Raw genomic sequence first — 16,150 nt, 5'->3', positions numbered from 1 at the left:
GCGTTACATATAAAATTAATTAATACTCTATTGAAAAGAAAAATCACTTTACTCCTAATGCAGTATTGATACGCAAAATCAAATCCTTATAATGATATTTAGTGGCTATATCCGATGCACCCAGACGATTTTGGAGCAATTCTTTGATGCGAAGCAACTCACCACGCTTCACGGAGATGACATCAGATACGCGGTTTATCTGCGAACCGTAGAAGTTCAGTTCGCGGTGTGCACCCATACGGTCGGCATCCAAAGTCTTACCGGCATGCTCGTCACAGCTGCAAAGGGCAGTCTGATGGTCCAGCAAGAAGTGGTTGTCCATCAGTTTTTTGTTTATTTTCACTCCTTCGCTTTCGGCAGCTGCTGTAATCAGTGCATCTACGAAGTTCTTCTGCAAGGCGCGTGTCATGACGTCCGGCAAGGCACCGCGTTCCGTAGTGGCAAAGATGTTGCGATGCAGGCCATCCATCAGCTCTACCACCGTGAAAGCCTTTTTGCCGTTCACCGATTCGTTCTCCAACATACGCATCAGGCGGTTGTTGCCCAGCAAATCCCAAAGGATATAGGATTGGGCATTCTTCAACACTTGTGTCGGTGCATTCTCCACTACGCCCAGTGGAGTGTTGCGCAGCAAGTAAGTGTACTCTCCCACTTCCGTGTCGAACAGCCATTTGGGATAGGTCAGCACTTCGTCCAGCAGAAACTTCAGGGCGGCTTGCTGCTTTTCTTTTTCTACGAAAGTATAGGTTTTCTGTCCGTCGCCCACAACGGTGTTTTCTATATAGATACCACCGATGTTTGCCAATACATGATAGAGGTAATTGTTCCATTGGTTGATAACCGCATAGTATAGGCGGGAAGCTTCTTCATAAGTCTGTCCTTTCTCGCCAGTAGTAGTCCATTGGATGATTTGAGGAACAATACGCTTCAAGTTCTCAATACCCAGCAGAGATGAGCGGACAGCATCATCGCCCAAATCTTCATTCTGCGCACGCGGGTCTACGGCATCACGTACATCCTGCGCCTCACTATATTTATATAAACGGTCTGTATGACGGCTCAGGAAGTCGGCAAGCAAGTCCTTCTCTGCCTCTGGGGTTTCTTTACCATACCAACGATAGCCGTATTCTATGGCAAACATATCATACGGACCGATATGAGGAGAAAGCTCCGTAACACCGTCACCCGGCTGTGCCACATAGTTGAAACGTGCATAGTCCATGATAGAGGAGGAAGTGGTATTCATACGATCCGTAAATGTTTTGGAACGCAGGGAATCTGTCGGAAAAGTCCAGGAAGCAATCATATTGTGGCGCAAGCCCAACGAGTGCCCCACCTCGTGGCATGCCACAAAACGCATGGCATCACCCATCAGTTCATCCGGCAGCCTTACTCCTCTTGCTTCGGGACGTACGACACCGGTTTGCACTGTAATCCATTCCTGGAGCATGCCCAGCACATTATGCCACCACATGATGTCCGCTTCCAATATCTCGCCCGAACGGGGGTCGAGGATAGAGGGGCCCATGGCATTGGCTTTGGTGGAGGCGGCGTAGGTCAGCACGGAGTAGTTCACGTCATCCTTATCCACATTCATGCTGTCCGTCAGTTCCTTGGCTATGATAGCATTCTTGAATCCGGCACGTTCAAAAGCAGCCTGCCAATCCTCGATTCCCTGCTTGATATATTTCCGCCAACGACGGGGAGTGGAGTTCTCGATGTAGAACACAATCGGTTTGGCCGGTTCCACCAATTCACCGCGAAGGTAACGCTCCCGGTCTTCCGGTTTCGGTTCCAGACGCCAGCGGGTGATGAACGGTTTCTTGTCTACACGCTGCTGACCGTCACTGTAATTTAATAACGGATTAGTAAAATAACCTACACGCGGACTATCCAGACGTCCCATCATCGGTTTCTCCGGCAACAGCAACAGAGAGGAACTGACTTCGACCGTAACAAACACAGTCGTTGTTCCCTCAGTCACCTTAGTTGTCAGCTCGGAAGTAGCTACCACATTGTTCTCAAAAGCTTTGATAGATAAAATGCGGGAGAGATTCTTGATGGCCGAAGTTCCCAGGTTGATATTCGTAAAGACATTATTGATACTCGTCTCCGTACCATCATAAATATCGTTGACCTTGACCACTATCATGGTAGAGTCATTATTGAATGCCTCTATCTTGAAGCCGGCTATCAGCGGAGAAATATAATTATCCAGTACGGACTGCCGTATGGCATCCTCGTCCGGTGCCAACGGAAGAGGACGGCTCTGACGTACCAACAGCTTGTTGGCAGCCTTGTCCAATTCAAAACGCACCATCTGATTTTCGTAATTCGTACCACGGTTCACACCCGCCTCATTCAGTTCGGAAGGCACACGTTGTAATTTATTTACTACCAGCATATCACGTCCCAACAGCCTTGCCGGCACTTCAAAGTAATAATCGCTCTTCTTCTGGTAAACATTGAACATTCCCTTGCGGGCAATAGCATCGGAACCAGTCAATTTTTCGTAGTCGCTCTTGGATTGAACGCTGTCCTTGGTTTCACTCTTCTTTTTCTTACGGAACCATCCCATAGCTTCGGGAGAAGCAAAATCAGATGTACCGGCATGCAACAATACGGCAGGCTCACACATGAGTACTCCCGCAACTGCCACGACTGGCAGGATTGTCTTCAATTTCATCAATTCAAACTCTAACTTTAATGCAACAATTACTCCGTTAACTCTCTCTCTTTGACGTATGTTAATAAATACCAACCGCCAGTTTGTTCTACCTCCATAGAACAGTAAACGGGGCGCAAAGATACGAAAAGTATATTTTAAAAGTCACTAAACAACGCTCATTTATGTTTTTTCCATAAACAATATGAAGACTTTTACATATATATCATTTTTTCTCCCATCCTCTATCATTTCTTCTTCACATAAAATTTTGTACCACTGATACCAAATTATCTTCCCCAAGTGGAGGCAAAACAATGATAATATTGTATCTTTGCACCGTTTTTAACTTAGAAAATAAATAAGATAACAACGATATGATAGCTAAAATCAATCAGCTTCTGCAGGAAGTAGAGGCGCTGAAAGCCGCTAACGCCGAGGAATTAGAGGCACTCCGCATCAAGTACCTCAGTAAAAAAGGAGCCATCAATGACTTGATGGCAGATTTCCGCAATGTAGCCGCCGAACAGAAAAAAGAGGTGGGTATGCGCTTGAACGAACTGAAAAACAAAGCACAAGAAAAGATTGCCGCTTTGAAAGAACAGTTCGAAAGCCAAGATACCGGCTGTGACGATATTGACTTGACCCGTTCAGCCTACCCGATAGAATTAGGAACCCGCCATCCGCTCTCCATCGTGAGAAACGAAATCATCGATATATTTGCCCGTATGGGATTCAATATCGCCGATGGACCGGAAATGGAAGACGACTGGCACGTATTCTCCTCCATGAATTTTGCCGAAGACCATCCGGCACGCGACATGCAGGATACATTCTTCATCGAAAATGATACAGAAAACGTATCGCACAGCATCATTCTTCGCACACACACATCCAGCGTGCAAAGCCGTGTTATGGAGACTACACAGCCTCCTATCCGCGTGCTTTGTCCGGGACGTGTATACCGTAATGAAGCCATCAGCTACCGTGCACACGCATTCTTCCATCAGGTAGAAGCCTTATACGTAGACCGCAATGTGTCTTTCACTGACTTGAAGCAGGCCTTATTGCTCTTTGCTCAAGAGATGTTCGGCAGTGACACCAAGATTCGTCTGCGTCCTTCCTACTTCCCCTTCACCGAGCCGAGTGCCGAAATGGACATCAGCTGTAACATCTGCGGCGGCAAGGGTTGTCCTTTCTGCAAACATACGGGTTGGGTAGAAATTCTGGGATGCGGTATGGTAGATCCGAATGTATTGGAGCTGAACGGAATAGACAGTAAAGTGTATAGCGGGTATGCCCTGGGTATGGGTATAGAACGCATCACCAACTTGAAATACCAGGTGAAAGACCTTCGTATGTTCTCTGAAAATGACACACGCTTCCTGAAAGAATTCGAGAGCGCTTACTAAATATAGTGAATAACGGCTAGTGATTAGTGATTAATAAGTTGCGCATTTTCAGCATATCATTAATCACTCATCGCTAACCACTCATCGCTAACCACTATTTTTCGCTATGGCAAAAGACAAACTTGTAACTTCCGGCTATTGCCTTATCCTGGCTGCCAATTTCCTTTTGTATTTTGCCTTTTATCTGATACTACCGGTTCTTCCATTCTACCTGACTGAGGTATTCCATACCGGAAATGCAGCAGTAGGTGTCATCTTGTCATGCTACACCATTGCCTCGCTCTGCATACGCCCGTTTTCGGGATACCTGCTCGACACGCTAGCCCGCAAGCCTCTTTATCTGGTGGCATACTTCATCTTTATCACCATTTTCGCAGGTTACATGTTAGCGGGAGTCCTATCTTTATTCATCATGTTGCGGGTTGTCCACGGCCTTGCATTTGGAATGGTGACCGTAGCGGGAAATACAATTGTGATTGACATTACCCCTTCGTCCCGTCGCGGCGAAGCCGTAGGATATTATGGACTGATGAACAATACAGCCATGAGCTTCGGCCCGATGATTGGTCTTTTCATGCATGACATATATTCCTTTGAAACGATTTTTGCCTGCTCGCTCATATCAGGAACTATCGGTTTTGTTGCCGCATGCCTCGTCAAGACCCCACCCAAACAACCAGTCAAACGAGAACCTATCTCATTGGACCGCTTTGTGCTGCTGAAAGGTATCCCGGCAGGAATCGCACTGCTATTGCTCTCCATACCATATGGCATGACAAGCACTTATGTAGCCATGTATGCCAAAGAAATAGGAATTACCTTGAATTCCGGATTGTTTTTTACTTTTATGGCCGTCGGCATGGCAGTGTCCCGTATGTTCTCCGGCAAACAAGTGGATAAAGGACGTATCACCCAAGTCATAACTTTAGGACTATATCTGGTATGTAGCTGTTTCTTCATATTGTCCGCTTGCGGACTACTGATGAAGACCGTCCCGGAACTGACAAACATATTGTTTTTTATGGTTGCCCTCCTATTGGGAGTAGGCTTCGGGACGATGTTCCCCGCCTTCAATACGCTGTTCGTAAACCTGGCCCCCAACAACCAGCGCGGAACAGCCACCTCTACCTACCTGACTTCATGGGATGTAGGCATTGGTATAGGTCTGACAGCAGGAGGTTATATCGCACAGATTACCTCATTCGATATGGCATATTTTTTCGGAGCCTGCCTCACGGTTATCTCCATCTTCTATTTCAATCTGAAAGTATCTCCTCACTATCATAAAAACAAATTAAGATGAGAAAGAAAGAGCGTTATGAAAAAATCCTTGCTTGGTTTAGGGAGAACGTTCCCGTAGCCGAAACAGAGTTGCATTATGACAATCCGTTCGAGCTGTTGATAGCAGTTATTCTCTCTGCACAATGTACGGACAAACGCGTCAATATGATTACCCCCGCCCTTTACCGGGACTTCCCTACTCCCGAAGCACTCGCCGCTACTACTCCCGACGTGGTATACGAGTATATCCGCAGCGTCTCCTATCCCAACAACAAAGCTAAACATCTTGTAGGCATGGCACAGATGTTGGTGAAAGAATTCAACAGTGAGGTACCCGATACCCTTGAAGAACTGGTAAAACTGCCCGGCGTAGGCCGCAAAACAGCCAATGTCATCCAATCCGTTGTTTTCAATAAAGCGGCTATGGCAGTAGACACACACGTGTTCCGCGTCAGCCATCGCCTGGGTCTCGTATCAGATAAATGTACAACTCCGTTCAGTGTCGAAAAAGAATTGGTAAAACATATACCGGAAACAGACATCCCCATAGCTCACCACTGGCTTATCCTGCACGGTCGCTATGTATGCCAGGCACGTACTCCACAATGTGATACCTGCGGTTTGCAATTAATGTGCAAATATTACTGCCAGAAATATAAAGTTAGCAAAGAGAGCGGCAAAGACAAAGAATAAACAACGGTTTCATAGCAAAAAAAAGAAATAAATGCTAACTTTGCGCTCACTAAAAAGAAATTAGTAACACTTTTAAATAAAATAGAGTATTATGACAATTGATCAATTTAACTTTGCCGGAAAAAAGGCATTCGTTCGTGTGGACTTCAACGTACCCTTGGACGAAAACTTCAACATTACAGATGATACCCGTATGCGTGCCGCTCTTCCTACATTGAAGAAGATTTTGGCCGATGGCGGTAGTGTAATTATCGGTTCTCACCTCGGTCGTCCGAAAGGCCCGGCTGACAAGTTCTCCTTGAAGCACATTCTGAAGCATCTCGAAGAGTTGTTGGGTGTTGAGGTGCAATTTGCTAACGACTGTATGGGCGAAGAAGCTGCCGTAAAGGCTGCTGCTCTGCAACCGGGTGAAGTGTTGTTGCTCGAGAACCTCCGTTTCTACGCTGAAGAGGAAGGCAAACCCCGCGGTTTGGCTGAAGATGCTACAGACGAAGAAAAGAAGGCTGCCAAAGCTGCTGTTAAGGAAAGCCAGAAAGAATTCACCAAGAAATTGGCTTCTTATGCAGATTGCTATGTAAACGACGCTTTCGGTACCGCTCACCGTGCACACGCTTCTACTGCATTGATCGCTAAATATTTCGACAAGGACAACAAAATGTTCGGTTACCTGATGGAAAAAGAAGTAAAGGCTGTTGATAAAGTTTTGAACGATATCCAACGTCCGTTTACTGCCATCATGGGTGGTTCCAAAGTTTCTTCCAAGATTGAAATCATTGAAAACCTGCTGAACAAGGTAGACAACCTGATTATTGCCGGCGGTATGACTTATACTTTCACCAAAGCCATGGGCGGCAAAATCGGTATTTCTATCTGCGAAGATGACAAACTGGATTTGGCTCTTGACCTGGTGAAGAAAGCAAAAGAAAAAGGCGTAAACCTTGTTTTGGCTGTTGATGCCAAGATTGCCGATTCTTTCTCCAACGATGCCAACACCAAGTTCTGCCCGGTTGACGAAATTCCTGATGGCTGGGAAGGTCTTGATATCGGTCCTGAGACTGAAAAGATCTTTGCAGATGTCATCAAGAACTCCAAGACTATCCTTTGGAACGGTCCGACGGGTGTATTCGAATTCGAGAACTTCACTCACGGTTCACGCGCTGTAGGCGAAGCTATCGTAGAAGCTACCAAGAACGGTGCTTTCTCACTCGTAGGTGGCGGTGACTCTGTAGCTTGTGTCAACAAGTTCGGCTTGGCAAGCGGCGTGTCTTACGTATCTACCGGTGGCGGTGCATTGCTTGAAGCAATCGAAGGAAAAATCCTTCCGGGTATCGCTGCTATCAACGAATAAAAACAAGCAAAATAACACCCAAAGGCAGCTCTTTGAAAAAAGGGTTGCCTTTTTTACTACTATCCATCCCTATAATGAGACGAATTCTACTATCCTGCATCCTTTTATCAGCCACATGCATCCTGAAAGCACAAGATGCTTGTCTGAATGATGTAGTCAACACTTTAAAAGACCGCATTTCACTCTCCGGCTATGCCCAAGTGGGATATACATACGATGATGCGGGCGAAGGTACCAGCAATACTTTCGATATAAAGAGAGTTATCTTTATGGCGCGCGGTAAAATCACCGATAAATGGTCGGCTTACTTCATGTACAGCTTTGCCAATACCGGAAAAATTCTGGAAGCCTACACGGAATACCGCTTTCTCCCTCAACTCACAGCACGTATCGGACAGTTCAAAACCATGTATACCATTGAGAACCCGATGTCTCCCTGCTTTGTCGAATTAATAAACTGTTATTCTCAAGCCGTCAATTACCTGGCCGGTATCAATGGCAGTGATCCGTTGTATGGCTCTGCAAGCGGTCGTGATATGGGATTGTTAATTTATGGAGACTTGTTCGACTCTTTGATGACTTATAACCTTGCCATCATGAACGGACAAGGCATCAACCTAAAAGATAAAAACAATCAGAAAGATATTGTAGGCAGCCTTATGGTACATCCATTGAAATGGTTGTCCGTCGGCGGTTCCTTTGTTAAAGGGAAAGGATGCGCCGTAGCCGTTTCTTCCATTAATCCAGACATAGCCATAGGAGAGAATTACACCCGAAACCGCTGGTCGGCAGGTGCCACCATCAAAACAAAATCCGTAGATGTACGTACAGAATACTTGGCCGGAAAAGACGGACACGTTAAAAGTGACGGTTACTATGCAACCGTATCTGCCCATGTGCTTCCCAAATTTGACGTAATAGCCTCTTATGACTATTTCAACAAAAATAAAACTATTTCCGATAAACAGACCAATTATGTAGCAGGTGTACAGTATTGGTTCTATCCCAAATGCCGTCTGCAAGCCCAGTATACATACTGTAACCGCCATAAAGGAGAAAACTCAAACCTGCTTCAAGCACAGTTGCAAGTTCGTTTCTGAGCTGGGGAAATGGAAATTTATGAACTTTTTGGCATCCTTTTTGTAGTTTTATAAGATACATACCCAAAAAGAGACTGATTTATGAACGAACAAGCCATACAAGAACAATATCAGCATATCGTTACTCTACTCAAGCAGCAACGGCTGAAGGAAGCACAATCCCAACTGGAAGCCTTTCTTTGGAACAGCGGTGACTGGACACTCCGCAACCGCTTGGAACAAGCTCAGACATCCTATCAGTACATGCTGCAATACATGCGCCAGGGAATCGACGATCCTGAACGACAGAAACTATATCGCCAGATTCTGACCGAAACTTGGGAAGTCGCTGACCAGGCACGTCTGTCTCTCCTTGACGGAGTTTCCACGCACTATTACCATTCCCTGCGCAATAACCGGGAACGCCTCCCCAAAGAATACAATATTGCCGCACTGCAGAAGGTATTGGAATCTTTCCCTGATGACCTGGCCGTTTGTCAGCTGATGCCGGATAACCAAGGCATGGACGCCGTACTGCAACGGCACGAACAAACCGCCCAGGTTCTTTTCCTTTCCACATGGAGTAACAGTGACTGGTCTGCAGAAGACGAACAGCAAGCCAAAGGATTACTGGAATCAGAAATGCTTCCCGTCAATGATTTGTGCCTGTTCACCAGTGCCGTCATGCTCAGTCTGATGGAATGCTTCGATACCCGCAAATTCTCATGGTTGCTAGACGCCGTAACGCATGCAAATACGCAAGTAAACCAACGGGCTTTGGTAGGTATCGCTTTCGCACTTCTTTTTCATCCCACCCGTCTGTCGCTTTATCCCGAATTGACAGCCCGCCTTTCCCTGCTCAACGAAGACGGCAGTTTCGGCAAGCAACTGAACCGTATTTACATCGAGCTGCTCCGTAGCCAGGAAACGGAAAAGATAGACAAGAAGATGCGTGAAGAAATCATTCCGGAGATGATGAGGAATGTGAACATCATGCGCAACATGAAGTTCGGTTTTGAAGAGAACCCTGAGGAAAACGATCTTAATCCGGATTGGGAGAAAGCTTTTGAAAGTTCCGGACTGGGAGACAAGATACGGGAGATGAACGAATTACAGCTGGAAGGCGCTGACGTCTATATGAGTACGTTTGCACAACTCAAGACTTATCCGTTCTTTAAGGAACCGTACAACTGGTTCTATCCGTTCGACATGCATCACTCCAGCATCATCAAGGAATTCGGATTCAAGCCTACCGGAGACAATGCCATCCTCTCCCTTATCCTCCAATCCGGTTTCTTCTGCAATAGTGACAAGTATTCCCTTTGCTTTACAATGGCACATATACCACAGTCACAGCGTACGATGATGCTCAGCCAGATGACTTCCCAGGATTTGGATGCACTCATGGACGAAAGCAAATCTTCCGCTTTACGGCAGTATGCCGAACGACCGGATGTCATCAGCAACCAGTATGTCCACGACTTATACCGTTTCTTCAAGTTAAGCCAGCGCAGACACGAGTTCCGTGACATCTTCAAGGAAGAGATTGCCCTGCACCGTATCCCGGCACTCAAAGATATTCTGTGCAAACCCGAGCTGCTGATTACCATCGCCGATTTCCACTTCCGCAAAGAACACCCGGCAGAAGCATTGGAGCTTTATAAGGAATTGATAGCCTTGAACCATGCAAATGCAGACATTTTCCAAAAGGCTGGCTATTGCCTGCAAAAGGAAAAGAGGTATAAGGAAGCGATAGACGCCTACCTGAAAGCCGATGTACTAAAGCCCGACCATGTCTGGACAATCCGCCATCTCGCTACGTGCTACAGGCAGATAAGGGACTTTGCCTCTGCACTGGAATACTACAAGAAAGTGGAGGCAATCCAGCCGGAAAACCATAATATCCTTTTCTACGCCGGAAGCTGCCTTGCCGAACTGGAAAGATATGAAGAGGCTCTGCAATATTTCTTCAAGCTTGATTTCATCGAAAGCAATTGTATCAAAGCATGGCGTGCTATAGGCTGGTGTTCGTTTGTCAACGGCAAGTATGAGCAAGCAATGAAGTATTACGAAAAGATACTCGCCTCCAAACCACTCGCAGCAGACTATCTCAATGCCGGACATGTTGCTTGGAGAACGGGCAAAATAGAAAAAGCTGCAGAACTTTACAGTAAAGCAGCTTTGGAATATGGCGGGCAGGAGATTTTTAGAGAAATGTTCGGTAAAGACAAAGAAACACTTGTCAGACAAGGAATCAGTGAAAAAGATATCCCTCTAATGATGGATCTGGTTTAGACCTCCAACAACTCCCTGTACAGCCTCTGTACGGGGAGCCCCATTATATTATAGTAACTCCCGGATATGTTTTCCACCCCGATGAATCCAATCCACTCTTGTACACCATAAGCTCCGGCTTTATCCATGGGGTGGTATTTGTCCACATAATAGGCAATTTCCTCTTCGTTCAGTTTGGCAAAACGCACTTCTGTTGCCGCCGCAAAACTGCGTTGCCACTCAGTGGTAGTGATGCATACACCGGTAAACACTTCATGGGTACGTCCGGACATGTCGCGCAACATCTGCATAGCTTCTTCCCTATTCTTGGGTTTTCCGAGAACTTGTCCATCCAGCCAGACAATGGTATCTGCTGTAATCATCAATTCGTCCGGATGCATCATATCACGGTAGGCATCTGCCTTTTCCCTGGATATGTAGAGAGGAATATCCGCTCCCCGCAACGTTTCGGGATAAGACTCGTCCACATCGGGCAAAGTTCTTACTTCATATTCCACTCCCAAACCAGCCAGCAATTCTTTCCTTCGCGGAGAGTTAGAGGCAAGAATCACCTTATATTTCTTCAGATTATCTAACATCATATCATTTACGATTTGACGATTTACAATTTAACGATTGAAACAACTACCAACCAAAAGCTTTTTCATCTGCCATCCAAAGCCCTTGCACTTTCAATACCTGTTCCACAATGTCGCGACCACAGCCATAACCGCCTTCTGCATACGAAATATAGCGAGCCACAGCCTTTACCTCAGGCACAGCATCCTTAGGACAACACGGCAAACCACACTCACGCATCACCTCCAAGTCGGGAATATCATCACCTACATACAATATTTCCTCGTCCTTCAAGCCATGACGGTCACGGAAGTCATGGTAATCATGGATTTTAACAGAAGAACCCATATAGATATTTCCATCCTCAAAACCTAAAGAAGTAAAACGCTTGCGGACTGCTTCTGTACGTCCACCCGTAATTATACCCAGCAACACACCTTGCTTAGCGGCCAGATGCAGGGAATAACCATCCTTTATGTTGACCGTACGCAGAGGTTCACCCTCCGAACTCATAGGGATAACATTGGCACTCAGCACACCGTCCACATCAAAAACAAGGGCTTTTATCTTTTTCAAATCATAGTTTATGGTACTCATTGCACTTTTTTCTTGTTCATTATAATATACCTATATGCAGCAAAACATTAGTTCAAAAGAGGCAAGCATCGGCATCCGGTTATCTTATTGCCAACCGATGTATATTCTCGCTAATCTCCCGATATAGTTCCAGCATTTGCGGCTCATCGGCAAGCATCCGCAGATGCTCGTCAATGACATTCTCATCATAGCGCACAGCCGGTCCTGTCTGTGCGGCAAGCGGTTCCAGCTCATGCACCTTGCGGGCCGTCTCGTCTATCAAGGGGAGCATTGCCTCGAACGGCAACCCGTACTTTTTCAGCAGTTCAGCAGCCAACACATACATGTGATTGGTAAAATTGCACGTAAACACAGCCGCCAGATGCAAACTTTTGCGCTGCTCAGAACTTGCTTCATACACTTTTTCCGATAGGGCGGAAGCAATGTCCTTCAGAAGCTGCACATCCTCTTCCGAGTTGCTTTCCACAAAACACGGTATCTGTCCAAAATCCACTTCACGCTGCTTACTGAAAGTCTGCATCGGATAAAGCACTCCATAACGCGCAACATGCCCCTGCCAAATATTCATAGGAATACTGCCGGCTGTATGCACCCATAAAGCATTCTCCTTTCCAGAAACAATCTGGGGTAATAATTCTACAAAAGCCGCGTCCTTCAGCGAAACGATATAAAGCTGCGCCTCCTTCGTAACCGCCTGCAGCTCCGTGGTATATGCAGCTTCCACCGTCTGTGCCAATCCCTGCGCCGATTCTTTTGTACGGCTGTAGACCTGCACAATACGAAACCCTTTCCGATAAAGAGCTTTTGCCAGATTAGTAGCTAGATTTCCGGCACCGATAAAGGCAATGGACATATCTTCTATACTTCTTCCTGCCATACGCTTATCTTGTTGCCAACCAATACAGAATAGCCCCTAATGCCAGCAACGCCAACGGCAGCAGATAAGCGGACATCGTACCGAGTAAGGCAGTTATCAACCCGAAGTTCAATATCAGCCACAAACCTATCAATACCAATCCCACTGACTTGTCATGCTTGAACAGCAGAAAAATCACTGCGGTATACAATAGAAAATTATCCTTATTCATCACCCACGGCAAGCCGATTGCAGAAAAATGCACCAATTTGTCCACCAAGTAAAGAATGCCGAATACAATCAGTGTGATGGCAGTGGCCTTATATGTATCACGGTTATTGTTTGCTTTTGCTGCACTCACTGTTACTTTCCTCCGTACTTATTGATATGTATCTTTTCCCACTGCAGATTGTCTTCGTTGAAAGGCTTGCGCTCCATCCCCTTATGGCCGATAGCAATAACACTAAGCACCTGCAACTGCAAAGGAATATCCAACACCTCGTGCACATACTCGCCGGAAGGCATACCGGAAGCCGTAAAACGTTCGCGCACCTGCACCCAGCAGCTTCCCAGCCCCATATCTTCGGCCTGAAGTTGCAGGTAGATGGAAGCAATGGAGGCATCTTCTATCCACACATCGCTTGCCAGCGGGTCGGCAACAACCACTACTGCCAGTGCCGCATCGGCAATAAACTGCGATGCCTGCTCCTTGCAATAGGACAATTCCTTCAATTTATCCTTCTCGTCCACCACTATGAACTGCCATGCATTGCTACGCTTCGACGTGGGTGCCATCAAAGCAGCTTTCATCAAAGTGACGACTTGTTCTTGTGTCAATTCTTCTTCTGTAAACTTCCGCATGCTGCGGCGTGCTTTTATCAATTCACTGAAACTTTCCATAACATATTCGTGTTTAGCGAAGGCAAATTTAGATAAAATATCCGGGAATGGCGAATAAAAGCCCTTACAATCTTCTCCCCGCTTCCTTTTGTATCAGACAAGCAGATAGGCGGTATCCGGAGCAACCGAAAATTCCTCTAAATAGATTATCCAGTCGGTCACATCCTCTACCGTAAACCACCCTTCATCACCCTCGTGCATGTGGCTGACGTCGTAAGGTTCTTGTATAAGCTGTCCCTTGAAACGCTCTCCATCAAACTCCAACAGCTTAAACCAAATATGTTCGCGGTCGTCAGCCTGCTCGGCACTGTCTGTCTTCAAGCCAATTTTAAGCAAGATAGAGTCTTCGTCCTTCTTTGCCATGTATTTCACAAGACCGAAACGCTCGCGAGCCAACGCACTCATGCGATTGGTTTCACGGGTACTAATAAAGAATAGCGGATTCTCACCCCACATGCTATCGTATTCGGACACCTTCCGCAGTCTGCCTTTCTTCTCGTCGTCCTCACTCGTATAGATGAACACGGGTGCCGTACGGCCGTTGTGTCCCTCCTCACGGTCGTCCGCACTGCCAAGAACGAGGCTTCGGTACTCATCCAGCGCCTTTGTCCACGAAACGTAGGTGGCCACTATCGGCAAACGGTCATTCAACATCCCGATATATACGCCAACACCAGGTTCGGAAGTCCTATCGTCTTTATCGAGCAGATGACTAGCAAGGGCGGAAATCAAGTAATAATGGTTGTTGTAATTCTCCTTGTCTGATTTCAGAATCTCAAGTTCATACAAACCGCAACGGTTCAATCCGTGCGTATGCAACCACACCTCGCCTCCTTCATCGGTCACAGCATGTACCGTGAACAAAACACTCGTTCCGGGAACTACCGCCGAGTCGGCAGCCAGAGTGGCCCACCGAGCACAAACCAGTTTCTCGGCACTTTCGTCCACAATGGCAAGCAGGTCGGGCACCATAGCTACAGCAATCTTCAGTTGCAGATGGTAGGACTTCTGCCCGTCAACGCCGAACTTCATGAACACCGTAAGTGCCCTATCGGCTCTGCCAATAGCATATAGTTCTTCGTCAGTGAAATAATAATCCCGACGATTAAACATATCAGGCATTGAAAAATCACCTTCATAGAAACCTATTTCATACACTTCGCCATCATATCCTACTTCCATATATCCCGGTTCGTCTTCATCAGGCAAACGTTTTTTCAACAATTCCACTCCAGAGATAGCAGCCACGCGCTCAAAAAGCCGTACCGACAAATCCATTCCACCCCCCTTAGGCACTGCCATCATATAAGAGGACTCTTCCCAGTAGCACAGCGGCTGTTCTTCGAGAACCGTTTTCTTTTTCTTAAAAATCATATCCATTCTTTTTATGTAAGACTTCAGCTATAGTGACAAATTTAATAAAAAAGCCTACCCATGCCAACCGAAATTTCAGTTTTTTTGTTAAGTTTGCAAGCAATGCCCCTCAAACTCACTACATATTACCGTGGGAGCAAGGTTCCTGACCTGCCAGGCACCAACACCTTCCATTCCACAGAGTTGTTCCGAATCTACGAGGAAACTCCGGGGTATACCCCCATACTCATTGTGGCATCCGAAGATGACAAGCCCGTTGCGAAACTGCTTGCCGCCATACGTAAAAGTGTCCGCATGTTTCCACCCGGCATCATCAAAAGATGTGAGGTGTACGGTACGGGAGAATATTTCAATAACGAGGCAGACAAAGAGATTATCTTCAGTGACATGCTGCAAAGGCTTACCAATGAAGCATTGCGCGATTCTTTTCTCATCGAGTTCCGCAACCTGGAAAATGCCATGTTCGGATACAAATCTTTCCGAGACAACCAATACATCGCCATCAATTGGCTGCGGGTGCGCAACTCGTTGCACAGCGTCGAAAAGGTGGAAGAGCGTTTCAGCCCGTCACGTATCCGGCAAATCAAGAAAGGCCTCAAAAACGGTGCCCAAGTGCGGGAAGCACGTACCAAAGAGGAGATTCTCTGTTTCGCCCAGATGTTGCGCCACGTATATTCTTCCAAGATACGGCGCCACTTCCCCAGTATCAAGTTCTTTCAGCATCTCGAAAACCAGTTGACAAAAGGGCAGCAAAGCAAAATCTTCATCGTCATTTATAAGGAGAAGATTATCGGTGGCAGCGCATGCATTTATTCAGATGATAGCGCCTATCTATGGTTCTCAGGTGGCATGCGCAAGACTTATGCCCTGCAATATCCGGGGATTCTTGCCGTATGGAAAGCACTGGATGATGCCAAACAACGCGGATACCGCCACTTAGAGTTCATGGACGTGGGACTTCCCTTCCGTAAACATGGCTACCGTGAGTTCGTTCTCCGCTTTGGAGGAAAACAAAGCAGCACCCGACGCTGGTTCCGTTTCCGTTGGAACTGGCTGAATCGGGTGCTGATAAAGATGTATGAATGATTCTTA

14 protein-coding genes are annotated in these 16,150 nt (G+C 46.4%); 7 read left to right on the top strand and 7 right to left on the bottom strand.

The genetic code is table 11. From position 1 onward, the window contains the following. Window positions 1-43: 43 nt before the first annotated feature. Complete coding sequence (locus DXD65_RS06185) at window positions 44-2,686, bottom strand: zinc-dependent metalloprotease (RefSeq protein WP_117713544.1); 2,643 nt, start codon at window positions 2,684-2,686, stop codon at window positions 44-46. Window positions 2,687-3,042: 356 nt separating this feature from the next. Between DXD65_RS06185 and pheS the strand changes: the two genes are divergently transcribed. From pheS to DXD65_RS06155, 6 genes are all read left to right on the top strand, one after another. Beyond that, a complete protein-coding gene (gene pheS, locus DXD65_RS06180; RefSeq protein WP_005826371.1) occupies window positions 3,043-4,077 on the top strand; it encodes a phenylalanine--tRNA ligase subunit alpha in 1,035 nt (344 codons plus the stop codon). 106 nt (window positions 4,078-4,183) lie between these two features. Continuing rightward, window positions 4,184-5,380 (top strand): MFS transporter, encoded by a 1,197-nt coding sequence (locus tag DXD65_RS06175; protein ID WP_005826370.1) that lies wholly within the window; start codon window positions 4,184-4,186, stop codon window positions 5,378-5,380. Next, window positions 5,377-6,051 carry an endonuclease III gene (nth, locus tag DXD65_RS06170; protein WP_005826369.1) on the top strand — a complete coding sequence of 225 codons (675 nt, stop codon included), beginning with the start codon at window positions 5,377-5,379 and terminating at the stop codon, window positions 6,049-6,051. Before DXD65_RS06175 ends, nth begins: the two co-directional genes overlap by 4 nt. Window positions 6,052-6,139: 88 nt before the next feature. Next, window positions 6,140-7,399 (top strand): phosphoglycerate kinase, encoded by a 1,260-nt coding sequence (locus DXD65_RS06165; RefSeq protein ID WP_085929901.1) that lies wholly within the window; start codon window positions 6,140-6,142, stop codon window positions 7,397-7,399. Window positions 7,400-7,473: 74 nt separating this feature from the next. Further along, entirely contained in the window at window positions 7,474-8,499 is a 1,026-nt protein-coding gene (locus DXD65_RS06160) for a porin (protein WP_005826362.1), read from the top strand. An 81-nt stretch (window positions 8,500-8,580) separates the two neighbouring features. After that, the gene (locus tag DXD65_RS06155) at window positions 8,581-10,773 is read left to right on the top strand and encodes a tetratricopeptide repeat protein (RefSeq protein ID WP_005826360.1); all 2,193 of its coding nucleotides are present in this window, start codon (window positions 8,581-8,583) and stop codon (window positions 10,771-10,773) included. On the opposite strand, the gene DXD65_RS06150 is transcribed toward DXD65_RS06155, so the two are convergent. The 6 genes from DXD65_RS06150 to DXD65_RS06125 form a co-directional block, all read right to left on the bottom strand. Next, entirely contained in the window at window positions 10,770-11,351 is a 582-nt protein-coding gene (locus DXD65_RS06150; protein WP_008663872.1) for a Maf-like protein, read from the bottom strand. The genes DXD65_RS06155 and DXD65_RS06150 overlap by 4 nt on opposite strands. 46 nt (window positions 11,352-11,397) lie before the next feature. Beyond that, window positions 11,398-11,928, bottom strand: a complete 531-nt coding sequence (locus DXD65_RS06145) for a KdsC family phosphatase (protein WP_005826358.1) — start codon at window positions 11,926-11,928, stop codon at window positions 11,398-11,400. 79 nt (window positions 11,929-12,007) lie between these two features. Continuing rightward, a complete protein-coding gene (locus DXD65_RS06140) occupies window positions 12,008-12,805 on the bottom strand; it encodes a Rossmann-like and DUF2520 domain-containing protein (protein WP_005826357.1) in 798 nt (265 codons plus the stop codon). Between the two features lie 4 nt (window positions 12,806-12,809). Next, window positions 12,810-13,145 (bottom strand): hypothetical protein, encoded by a 336-nt coding sequence (locus tag DXD65_RS06135; RefSeq protein WP_005826356.1) that lies wholly within the window; start codon window positions 13,143-13,145, stop codon window positions 12,810-12,812. Window positions 13,146-13,147: 2 nt separating this feature from the next. Next, window positions 13,148-13,684 carry a nitroreductase family protein gene (locus DXD65_RS06130; RefSeq protein ID WP_005826354.1) on the bottom strand — a complete coding sequence of 179 codons (537 nt, stop codon included), beginning with the start codon at window positions 13,682-13,684 and terminating at the stop codon, window positions 13,148-13,150. Between the two features lie 93 nt (window positions 13,685-13,777). Further along, complete coding sequence (locus DXD65_RS06125; RefSeq protein ID WP_158573896.1) at window positions 13,778-15,058, bottom strand: DUF4026 domain-containing protein; 1,281 nt, start codon at window positions 15,056-15,058, stop codon at window positions 13,778-13,780. A 102-nt stretch (window positions 15,059-15,160) separates the two neighbouring features. Between DXD65_RS06125 and DXD65_RS06120 the strand changes: the two genes are divergently transcribed. Continuing rightward, a complete protein-coding gene (locus DXD65_RS06120) occupies window positions 15,161-16,144 on the top strand; it encodes a GNAT family N-acetyltransferase (protein ID WP_117589350.1) in 984 nt (327 codons plus the stop codon). Window positions 16,145-16,150: the final 6 nt, after the last annotated feature.

The sequence above is a fragment of the Bacteroides sp. 4_1_36 genome, from assembly GCF_003466325.1.
Classification (GTDB): Bacteria; Bacteroidota; Bacteroidia; order Bacteroidales; family Bacteroidaceae; genus Bacteroides; species Bacteroides uniformis.
This window is presented reverse-complemented; position numbering and strand designations above follow the sequence as displayed.